At 66.7% G+C, this 10,909-nt stretch carries 12 protein-coding genes; 1 reads left to right on the top strand and 11 read right to left on the bottom strand.

All coding sequences use genetic code 11. The features are described from left to right. Positions 1-14: 14 nt before the first annotated feature. The 4 genes from G6N28_RS13390 to G6N28_RS13375 form a co-directional block, all read right to left on the bottom strand. The gene (locus G6N28_RS13390; protein WP_128110009.1) at positions 15-686 is read right to left on the bottom strand and encodes a sensor domain-containing protein; all 672 of its coding nucleotides are present in this window, start codon (positions 684-686) and stop codon (positions 15-17) included. Then, entirely contained in the window at positions 686-1,114 is a 429-nt protein-coding gene (locus tag G6N28_RS13385; RefSeq protein WP_179962074.1) for an organic hydroperoxide resistance protein, read from the bottom strand. Before G6N28_RS13385 ends, G6N28_RS13390 begins: the two co-directional genes overlap by 1 nt. Positions 1,115-1,162: 48 nt before the next feature. Further along, positions 1,163-2,620 (bottom strand): catalase, encoded by a 1,458-nt coding sequence (locus G6N28_RS13380; RefSeq protein ID WP_163900962.1) that lies wholly within the window; start codon positions 2,618-2,620, stop codon positions 1,163-1,165. A 140-nt stretch (positions 2,621-2,760) separates the two neighbouring features. Beyond that, the gene (locus tag G6N28_RS13375) at positions 2,761-3,141 is read right to left on the bottom strand and encodes a hypothetical protein (protein ID WP_163900960.1); all 381 of its coding nucleotides are present in this window, start codon (positions 3,139-3,141) and stop codon (positions 2,761-2,763) included. Positions 3,142-3,289: 148 nt separating this feature from the next. Here G6N28_RS13375 and G6N28_RS13370 point away from each other — a divergent pair, with 148 nt between their 5' ends. Then, the gene (locus tag G6N28_RS13370) at positions 3,290-4,507 is read left to right on the top strand and encodes an oxygenase MpaB family protein (RefSeq protein ID WP_163900958.1); all 1,218 of its coding nucleotides are present in this window, start codon (positions 3,290-3,292) and stop codon (positions 4,505-4,507) included. A 117-nt stretch (positions 4,508-4,624) separates the two neighbouring features. Here G6N28_RS13370 and G6N28_RS13365 read toward each other — a convergent pair whose 3' ends face one another. The 7 genes from G6N28_RS13365 to G6N28_RS13335 are packed head-to-tail and all read right to left on the bottom strand — an operon-like array spanning position 4,625 to position 10,904. Then, the gene (locus G6N28_RS13365) at positions 4,625-5,248 is read right to left on the bottom strand and encodes a hypothetical protein (RefSeq protein ID WP_179962073.1); all 624 of its coding nucleotides are present in this window, start codon (positions 5,246-5,248) and stop codon (positions 4,625-4,627) included. Positions 5,249-5,259: 11 nt separating this feature from the next. Beyond that, positions 5,260-5,862, bottom strand: a complete 603-nt coding sequence (locus tag G6N28_RS13360) for a hypothetical protein (RefSeq protein ID WP_163900956.1) — start codon at positions 5,860-5,862, stop codon at positions 5,260-5,262. 24 nt (positions 5,863-5,886) lie between these two features. After that, positions 5,887-6,843, bottom strand: a complete 957-nt coding sequence (locus tag G6N28_RS13355) for an MlaD family protein (protein WP_163906225.1) — start codon at positions 6,841-6,843, stop codon at positions 5,887-5,889. Between the two features lie 11 nt (positions 6,844-6,854). After that, the gene (locus G6N28_RS13350) at positions 6,855-7,850 is read right to left on the bottom strand and encodes an MlaD family protein (RefSeq protein WP_179962072.1); all 996 of its coding nucleotides are present in this window, start codon (positions 7,848-7,850) and stop codon (positions 6,855-6,857) included. Beyond that, positions 7,847-8,926: an MlaD family protein gene (locus G6N28_RS13345; protein ID WP_163900954.1), complete on the bottom strand. Its 1,080-nt coding sequence runs from the start codon at positions 8,924-8,926 to the stop codon at positions 7,847-7,849. Before G6N28_RS13345 ends, G6N28_RS13350 begins: the two co-directional genes overlap by 4 nt. Continuing rightward, positions 8,926-9,894: an MlaD family protein gene (locus tag G6N28_RS13340; protein ID WP_163900952.1), complete on the bottom strand. Its 969-nt coding sequence runs from the start codon at positions 9,892-9,894 to the stop codon at positions 8,926-8,928. The genes G6N28_RS13345 and G6N28_RS13340 overlap by 1 nt, the downstream gene beginning before the upstream one ends. Then, positions 9,891-10,904, bottom strand: a complete 1,014-nt coding sequence (locus tag G6N28_RS13335) for an MlaD family protein (RefSeq protein ID WP_163906221.1) — start codon at positions 10,902-10,904, stop codon at positions 9,891-9,893. The genes G6N28_RS13340 and G6N28_RS13335 overlap by 4 nt, the downstream gene beginning before the upstream one ends. Positions 10,905-10,909: the final 5 nt, after the last annotated feature.

The following is a 10,909-nucleotide window of genomic DNA, read 5'->3' as shown; positions in this document are numbered from 1 at the left end:
GGCGAGCACCGGGATTATTGGCCGAGCGTGTTCTGCATCGCTCCGGCCAGCACGTTCACGGCGGGGCCGGCGTTGCCGGACTGGCACACTTTCGCTTGCAGCAAAACATTTTCCCGCTTGCGCGTGGTGTTGAAGCAGCGCCGGTCGGTGCCGGCCTCCTGCTTGACCCAGTCCGCCTCGGTGGCGGTGGCCGGCCCGCCGGTGAAGGTCCACACCTGCGTGGTGAGGTTGTCGAGGTGCATCGCGGTGGTCTGCCCGTTGCAGCCGACGGTGCGGTCGACGACCCGGCGGAAGGCACGCTCGGCGGCGTCGTTCGTGGCGTACACCCCGACCGCCTGCTTGACGAAGTGGCTCTGGTCGTCCGGCGCCGTCTGGGTCACCGCCCCGTTGAACGACGCCAGGTCGGGGTCGGCGTAGACGTCGGGCAGCCCGATGTCGGCCCAGTTGTTGCAGGCGGGGTTGTCGACGTAGAAGGACTGGAACGGATCGGAGTAGGTCCATTCGAACCGCATCGTCGTGCCGACGATGTTGCCGACCGAGCCCTTGGGCAGCACCGCATAGTTGACCACGCCGGGGTCGGACGGACGCGCGCCGACCGGCGCCGCCAACGACAGCCCCACGAGGCCGATGCCGACCGCGGCGGCCACCGTCGTTCCCCGGCCGCTGCGCGTCCGCCGGGACAGCATCAGACCTTGGCCGACAGCTTGACGTCGATGTTGTTGCGGGTGGCCTTCGAGTAGGGGCACACCTCATGCGCCTTCTTCATCAGATCGTCGGCGGCGGCCTGGTCCATTCCGGGCAGGTAGCCGATCAGATGGGCGTTGATCGCGAAGCCGCCGTCGGGATCCTTGCCGAACCCGACCTGTGCGGTGATCGCGCTGGCATCGTCGACCTTGATGTCGTTGTTCTTGGCCACCAACCGCAGCGCACCGAGGAAGCAGGCGGCGTAACCGGCCGAGAACAACTCCTCGGGATTGGTGCCCTCACCGCTGCCGCCCATTTCCTTCGGGTGGTTGGTGTTCAGGTCGATCTTGCCGGTCGATGACTTCACGTGGCCTTCGCGCCCGCCACCGGTTGCGGTTGATTCCTGGGTGAAAACGACTTCGATGCTCATGGGTCTGATCATGCCAGCCCACGTTCATACGGCAAGACCACCCTCGTTCTAGCCGCCGCCGTTCAGCTTGGCCCGCACGCCCTCTTCGACCCGCTTCCCAAGATCGGCATCGACGTTCGTAAAGTACTCGAACACCCGCGACAGCACCGGCTCGCGCACATCCTGCGACACGTGCCCGATGATGTTGTGGGCCAAGCGTTCCCGAGCTTGGTCGTCGAGTACCTCGCGCACCAGCGTCCCGGCCTGACCCCAGTCGTCGTCATCGGGGCGCAAGGTGTAAGCCGTGCGCACCATTTCGCCGTCGGACGCCCAGTGCACCTCGGCGGCGCGCTTCGGGTCGACCTCGGGACCGCCCATCGAGTTCGGCGCGTACACCGGGTCGGTGACGTTGCGGATGCGCATCGCGCCGTCCTTCGAATACGCCCGCACGTCGTTCTTGGGTTCGTTGACCGGTATCTGCTTGTAGTTGACGCCGAGCCGGGCGCGGTGGGCGTCGGCGTAGGAGAACCCCCGCGCCAGCAGCATCTTGTCGGGGCTGAGGCCGGTGCCGGGCACGATGTTGTTCGGCTCGAACGCCAACTGCTCCATCTCGGTGTGGTAGTCGATGACGTTGCGGTTCAGCGTCATCTTGCCGACCTCGTGCAGCGGGTAGTCACCGTGCGGCCACACCTTGGTCAGATCGAACGGGTTGAACCGGTAGGTCTTGGCCTCCTCGAACGGCATGATCTGCACGTGCAGCGTCCAGCTGGGGAAGTTGCCGTCCTGAATGGACGTGTACAGGTCGCGCTGGTGGTAGTCGCCGTCCTCGCCGGCCAGCCGGTCGCCTTCCTCCTGGGTGAGGAACTCGATGCCCTGGTCGGTCTTGAAGTGGTACTTGACCCAGAACAACTCGTCGGCGGCGTTGAGCCAGCTGTAGGTGTGGCTGGAGTAGCCGTTCATGTGCCGCCAGGTCTTCGGGATGCCGCGGTCGCCCATCAACCAGGTGACCTGGTGGGCAGATTCCGGTGACAGCGTCCAGAAATCCCACTGCATGTGGTGGTCGCGCAGGTTGGTGGCCTGCATCCGCTTCTGACTGCGGATGAAGTTCTGAAACTTCATCGGGTCACGCATGAAGAACACCGGGGTGTTGTTGCAGACGAGGTCGAGAACCCCCTCCGGCGTGTAGAACTTCAGCGCGAAACCCCGTGGGTCCCGCCACGTGTCGGGGCTGCCGCGCTCGCCGGCGACGGTGGAGAACCTCGCGATCATCTCGGTCTTGGCGCCGGGCTGGAACATCGCGGCCTTGGTGAACTTGCTGACGTCCTGCGTCACCTCGAACTGACCGAACGCGCCGCCACCTTTGGCGTGCGGTTGGCGTTCGGGAATTCGCTCCCGGTTGAAGTTGGCCATCTGCTCGATCAGGTAGTGGTCCTGCAGCAGAATCGGGCCGTCCGGGCCGACCGTGAGTGAATGCTCAAGGCTGGGGGCCGGGTTGCCTGCGTCGTTCGTCGTGTAGTTCTCGGTCATCGGTGGTGATCTCCTCGGGTCGACGGCATCGGGGCTGAGCCGCCTCCTAGAGCCCCTGCCCATTTCGTCCCGACTTCAAACCTGACCTGGGTCGGACCCGCGTTTCGCCCACTCGAGCGGAACGCGGGCCCGACGTGACGTCAGGGGCGCGCAGGTGGCGTCGTCGGCGCGGGCGACGCCGGGGATTGCTCAGGGGATTGCGGCGCCATGGGGCCGCCCGGGCCCATCGGCGGGCGCCCGAACTCACCGCGCGGTCCCATCGGGAACATCGGCGGCGGGCCGCGATGAAACATCCCGAAGTCGCGGTCGCCGTGGTGGCTGCGGTGGCCGTCGTGGTGCCTGCCGGAGTGTGCGCCGAGGAAGAAACCGGTGAAGAAGATCACCGCGACGATGAAGACGACGCCGGCGACGATGCCGACCCAGGCGGCCGCCGACGTGACCCGGGAGCGCCGCGCCGGCTCGGGCGTCAGGGACGGCGGTGCGACGGGCGTGGTGGTCGGTTCGGATGTTGGTTCGCTCATGGCGTCGATCATCTCCCTGTCGGCTCTGTGCCACACATGAGATGGCTATGAATCAGCTGTGAAAGGTGCCTTTTGACAACCGGTGCGGGCGCCGCATAGCTTTTGACTATAGGCGTTGTCAAAATGTGGTCGAAGGGATACCAACGCGATGAACAGGCCCATCCCCGCGCGTCATCCGCAGCGACCGCGCCCGGTGCCCGCGGCCATCCGGCTGATGGCGACTGCGCTGGCCATCGGCGCACCGACGCCCGAGCAGTGGTGCAGGCTCGGTGAGCGACTGACCGTCGGCGACGCGTCGATGGACCACCTCGTCGCGTGGATGTCGGATGCGGGCTTGAAGGAGACCCGGCCGCTTTTCGACCGGGCGCTGGCCCAAGGCATCGACTCCGTGCCCGAGGCACCTGCGCCGTTGCGGGAGTTCTTCGAACAGGTCGAGACGGTGCCCGCGTGGGTGGACCGCGCAACCCTGCAGCGCGGGCAGCGGGCGCTGCGCCGCGGGGGCGCCGACGGCATGTACATCGCCCGTGACGTGTCGCTGCTGGGCGGCTACCAGTTCTCCGGCTTCAACAAGACGCTGCTGCGCACCGGTGCGCTGGAGAAAGGGTCCAACAAGCGCTTCGCCGAGACCATGCAGTGGGCGATGGACGTCATCGCCGAGGGCGGCCTCGAGGTGTTCGGTTCGGGATATCAGGCCACGCTTCGCGTTCGGTTCATCCACTCGCTGGTGCGCCGACACGTGGGCGCGATGCCGGACTGGCGTGCTGACGAGTGGGGTGTTCCGGTGAACCAGACCGACATGGCCGCGACGCTGGTCGGCGCGCTGGTCGCCCCCGCCGTCGGTGTCGCCGGGATGGGAATCCTGTTGCGGCCCAAGGACTACGAGGCGATAGCACACCTGACGCGCTATGTCGGGTGGCTGATGGGGGTCGAAGACGAGTGGCTGCCCCGAGACTTCCGCGACAGCATCCGGGTGCTTTACCACACGCTGGGGGCTCTCGCCGAACCCGACGAGTCGTCCAAGCAGTTGGCGATGCCGATGGTCGATGACCCGTTGGGCTGGCATTTCGACACGCTGCCGAGCGTGCGGCGCCGCATCGCCCGCGCGCAACACCTTTCGGTCGCCAGCGGGTTCCTCGGCCCCCGCACCATGAAGGCGCTGGGTCTGCCCCGTTACGTGCCGCCGTGGTATCCGCTGCTGCGTCTACCGGTGAACCTGGCCCGCAGCGCGGCCGCGGCGGTGTCGCCCGGCGGCCGAGTACGCGCCACCGACCGCGGTGACCGCGAGCAGAAGGCGTTGATGCGCACCATCATCGGCGAGCGCGGGGCCACGATCGGCGAATCCGCCGGGCACGTCAGCGTCGCGTGAGCAGGCAGGGCTGCCCGCCATGCACGCCCAGATCGACGACATGGCGAAAACTGCTCGCACTTTCCCACCCAAATGTCCCGTTGGGCCGGGAGAGGCGCGCGCTTTCGCGGGATCGGCTCAGCGACAGACTTGTGAGCGGTTGATCCTGCTGCCCCAGTACTTGAAGCGCTGCACCGAGGGTCCGGTGAACCACGCCGGTTGGCGCCCGCGGATTCCTGCGCTGACATTGGACAGGTGTTGCCACATCAGGTAGAAGCTTTCGCCCTGATACAGCGGAAAGTAGTTGTCACCGGCGAACGTTCGGGTCTGGGTCAGCGCTTGTGCGCGGGGTGTGAGGAAGGCCACCGACTGGTCGATGTTGGCGGTGACGGCATCGGCGTGGGCCATCACGTCGTCGGCGGCCCAGTTGCCGTGGCGGCTGATCAGCTTGATGTTGAAGCGGTCGATCTGTTGCAGCAACTCGCCGTACTGTTCGGTGAACCACTGACACATCTCGCGCTGGGCGGCGATGTCGGCGTCGGTGACATGGCGGCGCGACTGGTCATACGGGGGCGGGAACTTGGGTTCCCAGTCCGAGGCCGTCGGCACCACCATGGGCAACCGTGGCGGCGGAGGCTCGTGGCCAACCGGATCCGGTGGCGGATCGGCGACCGCGACCGCCACCGTCCCGGCCACCGCCAGCACGGCGCTCATCAACAGGCTCGCCGTCACCGCGGCGACACCCCGAAACACCTTGCCCATCACCAAATTCACTATCGCGAACCGAGCACGGCGTCGATTCCACCGACATCGGTGATCAACCAGTCCTGGTTGCTGTCGATCGTGACGCTGTAGGTCGCGGTCGACTGCAGCCCCTCCGGCGCCTGGGTCGTCTTGGTCAGCACGCTGACGAACGCGTCGACGACGTACGCGCCACCGGCGGTGGAGCGCACGATCGCGGCCAACGGTTTGGCCGTCGACTCCCACTGCAGCGGGGTCAGGATCTGCTCCATCGAGTCGGCTGCCTCGCTGAGGCGCTTGTTCAGCTCCGGGGAAGTGCCGGCCACCAAGCGTGCCTTCCACGCGGTCAGGTCGCGGAAATCCATCTGAGCCGCCTCGACGGCGTAGTTCAGCGCGATCTCCTGCGCGCGCTGGTTGTCCGCGGCCTGACGGGCCTGCGCGTCGAGTTCGCTTCGAGCGTTGAGATATAACCATCCCAGCACGGCAACGCCGACCGCCAACGCCAGCACCACGACGCTCAGCGCCAAAGTGCGCAGCGAGATCGATATCTGGCGCCCGCCCACCGGCTCGCCTTGCGGCGTCGGGGAATCCGTCGCCGCGGTGTCGTCGGTCTCGTCAGTGTTCTCGTCGACCATGTGCATGCCCTTCCTGCTGAGTGCTCACGGCTGTTGTGGTGGAAGCATTGTGACGCGCAGATCGATCGCACCGTCTTCGGGGACGCCGCGCAGCATGTTGTCCAGTAACCGGCCGGTGTCGAAGTTGGTCAACGCCGACCCGATCGAGCGGATGTTGGGTAACAGCGTCTCGGCCAGCACCTTGATGTCGGGGGCCCGGGTGTCGAGGAACTTCTGGATCCGCGTCAGGTAGGCGTGCAGCCGCTCGATGGCTTCCGGCGATCCGGCGAGCACGAGGTCCATGGCGCCGGCGAAGATGCCGTGCATGTTGGGGCCGAGGAGCCGCAGCTGGGGCGCCAGACGCGCGAGCGTGGGGCCGACGAAGCCGGCGTTGCGCAGCAGGGTCTGCACGTTGGTCAACAGTTCCTGGCCGTGGCCGTTCATGCTCTTCGCCTCGTTGCGCAGCAGCGTTCCGGCGCGGCTCAGGTTGGGCAGCACCACATCCGGGTCGGCCAGAGCGACGTCGGCTTCTGCGACAATCCGCTTCAGCTGATCCGGTTCGGCCTGTTGCAGGATCCGTCCCACGCTGACCGCGAGGTCGGAGATCGTCGGCGGAGTCGTGACGGCCTCGGCGGCGATGCGTTGGCCCTCGACGAGCATCGGACCGTCGGAGCTGAGCGGGAAGAACCCGATGTAGGCCTCCCCGAGCGCGGACAGGTTGTCCAGCCGCACCATGCTGTCGGCCGGAATCTGGTGGGCGCCATCGATGTAGAAGTCGATGGTGGCCTGGTCGACGGACGCCTCGATACCGGTCACCTTGCCCACCGGGACGCCCCGCAACAGCACGTTGGATCCGACGACCAGACCGTTGATGTTCGCCACGGCCATCGACAGATTGGTCCGATGCTCCGGCGGGCCGAGCCGCACCCCCAGCCCGGCGATGTGGCCGATCGCGAACACGACGATGATCACCGACGCGGTGAGCGAGAGCAGGTTACGCATGGTTCGTGCGGTCACGGCGCGGCTCCCAGGATGCGTAGCACATCGGCGACGTCGCCGGACAGCTCGCGGCCGTCGGGTCCGACGATCGAGGTGATGTTGATCGCCGGATACTTGTCCTGGGGCAGGAAGTAGTCGGTGAACAGGCTTCTCCACCGCGGTAGCTCATCCTCCACGGCCCATTTCGTCGCCTGCACGGAGCCCCATGCGTCGCCCAACGTGGTGAGCATCGGCACCAGCCAGAACCCGCCGCTGTAGACGCTGCCGATCGACGGGATCATCACACCCAGCCGCGAAGTCACCTGGGTGGCACGGTCGAAGCCGAGCATGCCGGCCGGGGAGAACCAGTGCCCGATGGCCGCCCGCCTGCTGCTCAACACCGTTGCGGTGTCGGTCAATCCGTCGAGCGTGAGGGCGACCGACTCCAGGTTGTCGGCCAGTTCGGAGAGGTTGGTGCTCACCTGGGTCATCACCGCGCCGAGTTCGATGTCGCTGGTCTGGGCGACGCGGTTCAAGCCGATCATGGCGTCCTGGGCGCGCTGGATCGAGCCGCTGGCGACGAAGTTGGCGAGGGTCGCGATGGTGTCTTCGATCTGCGGCGGCGAGGTGGTGTGGGCCAGCGGGACAGTGTCGCCGGGCCGCAACGGCGGTGCGGAGTTCGCAGTGTCCGGACTGCGTTGCAGCGCCACGTAGATGTCGCCGAGCACGGTGGGCTGTTGCAGGATTCCGCGGATGTCCGACGGGATGACGACCCCGGAGTCGATGCGCGACATGACATCGACCCGATCGCCGACGACTTCGACATCGGTGACCACGCCGACGGTGACGCCGTCCATCACCACCCGTGCCCGGTCTGGCAGGTTGAGCACGTTGGCGAACTCGAGCCGCACGTCATAGCCGTCGCGGTCCCCGCCGGGTTGCGGCAGCGAATCGACGGTCAACGCCGAACAGGAGGAGACCAGCACCAGACTTGCGAGGGCGCCGAGCACGCGGGTGAGCCGCCGGGTCATCGGCTCGCCTCCGTGATCGCGTACTGCAGCAGGGCCACATCGACGGCGTACGGGGTGCCGGCGACGTCGGCGCAGCTGCCGGGCACCCGCGAGTTCATGATGCCGCACAGCAGAAGCCCGTCCTGAGTGCGGATCCTGAACATCGGGGGACGCCACTTGAGTTGCAGGCCTTGCTCGTTGAACCGGTCCGAGGCCGTCATGATCCAGCCCGGGACCGGGTTGAGCAGGTCGGACAACGCCCTCGCGTGTGGGCTGGCCTTGCGCAGCGGCACCGATACCGTGTCCAGCACCAGCTGGGTCTGCTCGCCGAGTTCGCGTTCGAGATCGGCGACCGCCGTGACCAACAGCGGCAGTGTTCGGGTCATGCGTCTGACCCCGTCGGTGGCCACCACCAGATCCGGTGTGGTCGCTTCGGCGTCGAGCATCACCTGTTTGAGGGTGCCCCGCACCGCGCTCAATTCGCCGGTCAGATGAGCCATGTTCGTCAGGATGGAGCCGATGTCGCTGATGGCCTGGTCGGGGGTCTCCAGCACGTTCGAAAGGCGGGTGAGGAACTCGCGGGTGCGGGCACCTTGACCGGCGAAGGCCCGGTCGAGACCGGCGATGGTGCCGGCCACATCGGTCGAGTCCTCGGGGCTCAACGTGTCGGTGAAGGTGGCGATCGAACCGACGATCTCCGAAAGGGTCTTGGGGGTTGCGGTGCGCTCCAGCGGGATACAGCTGTCGTTCGCCAGTTCGGGGCCGTGGGTGTAATTGCCGACCAGTTCCAGGGATCGGTCGGCCAGGATCGACATCGACCGGATGACCGCCTTGACGTCGGCGGGGATCTGGCGCGGGGAGCTCAGGATGAAGCCGACCCGGACGTCGTGCAACCCCGGCTCGACCGAGGTGACGGTGCCGATCCGAAAACCCATCTGGGTCACCGCGTTACCGGCGTACAGGCCGATGCCGTCGGCCATGAGCGCGCAGTAGGTGCGCTCGGCGGCGTGTTCGCCCGCACCGCATCCGGCCACCGCCGCGGCGACGGTGACGATCGCGACAACCAGGGCTGCCAGTCTGCGTGTGCAAGTGCGCATCAGCACGCACTCCCCGGAACCGGGATGCACAGGTCGGTGGCCAGCAGCTGCGGCCGGGCGTTCTGCGCGTCGAGGACACGTTCGAGCTTGTCCCGCACCCGACGCAGCCCGCGCACCACCAAACCGCTGCGGTCGGCCCAGGTCTGGACGATCTGCTGCCAGTTGCGGACCTTCTCGATGAACTTGTCGCGGTGGTCGGCGTAGAACCGGCCGACCGGGTTGAGGGAGTCGAGGATGTCGCCCATCCCCGCCAACGCCTGCCCGAACCCCTGCGAGTACAGCACCAGGGTCTGCTCGATGATCGAGACCTTCGACAACATCGCCTTGAGCTGACCGGTGTAGCCGGCCAGGGACTGGATGTACTCGTCGGACAGGTTGAGGATCGCCGAGATCTGGCCGCGCTGCTGGTCGATGGCCGCGGTCAAGCTGTCTCCGGCATCCATGATGGCCGAAAGGGTTTCGACGTTGTTGCCGGTCAGGCCACGCTGCAGGTTGGCCAGCGATTCCCGGATCGGCTTCGCGTCCACCTCGTCGGTGATCCTGGTGGCTTCGGTGACCGTGCGGACCAGGTTGTAGGGCATCGTGACGCGGTCGAGGGGGATAGCGTTGTCGCCCAACGGTTCATCACCCAGTGACACGATCGCGGTGTAGTAGCCGCCGACCACGGTGCGCATGCGCACCTCGATCTGGGACTGATCGCCGACGAACACGTCTTTGGCGACCGTGGCGCGGACCCTGACCTGTTGCGGCTCGATCGACAGGTCCTTGATCTTGCCGACGTTGACCCCCGCGATCCGCACCGCGTCACCAGGACGGATGGCCGCGGAGTCGTCGGTGTAGAAAACCACGGTCTGTTGCCCGGGCGGGCTGACGTAGAGGATGCCCGCGGTCAGCACGACAACACCGGCCATGATCAACGCGGCGATACCCAGCACGTTCGGATGACCGAGCGCCCGTAGGGGTTTCATGGGTTGCACAGCACCACCCGCTGTCCGTTGATCAGGACGTCCATGGTCTCCGGTAGCTGGGCGCGCCCCCGCGAACACGGCACGATGTCGGCCCCGTTCGCCGAGGGCGGACCGATGTTCTCCCACACCACCGGGACCATCTTGAAGCTGTCGATGGCGTCGTTGAAGTTGGTCAGCGCCCTGTCGAGACCGTCGCTGATGTCGGCGCCGTACTCCAAGCCCAGGCTTTTGAGCAGCCGTACGACCGCCTGGGTGAACTGGGGCCCGTACAGGTCGGATTTGCGGAACTCGTCGAGCACGCTCATGGCCGCGTCGATGGGGCGGTTCGCCCACTCCAGCAGCTGGATCATCTCGCTGGACTGGCCGCCGACGGCCTCCGAGAGGGCGCTGAGGTTGTGCATCAGCGTCGAGATCACCGATTGCCGATCGGAGACGAATCCGGTGAGCTGACGGATGCTGTCCAGCATCGGGCCCACCCCGTCGCCGTCACCGGACAGGAATGTCGCGACGTTGTCGGTGAACGTGTTGATCTGCTCGGGGCTCAGCGTCGCGAGCACCGGCTGCAACCCGTTGAACAGGGTCGTGATGTCCAGCGATGGCCGCGTCATCGTGGTGGGTATGACGGTGACGAGTCGGGCCGCTTCACCAGTAGCGCCTTCGAGCGGGTCGATGACCTCGAGGTAGCGCAGACCGGTCAGCGCCTGGAACTTGATGGCCAATCGGGACGCGGGCACGACGGCGAACCGGTCCTCCATGGTGAAACCGACCTTGGCGACGCTCTGGCCGGCCCGGCGGGTCAGCTCGACCGACTCGACCTTGCCGACCCGTACGCCACGCACCCGGACGTCGGCGTCTGTGTGCAGGCCGGAGGCGTCGGTGAACTCCGCGGAATACGACCGTGTTTGGCCGTCGACCGGTTGACGCAGCACGTTGATGACCACGACCCCCAACGTGATCGCGACGACCGCACTCAACACCAGGCGCCACACCGCACCCGTCGGCGTGATGATCCGGG

It is taken from the genome of Mycolicibacterium pulveris, from assembly GCF_010725725.1.
Classification (GTDB): Bacteria; Actinomycetota; Actinomycetes; order Mycobacteriales; family Mycobacteriaceae; genus Mycobacterium; species Mycobacterium pulveris.
This window is presented reverse-complemented; position numbering and strand designations above follow the sequence as displayed.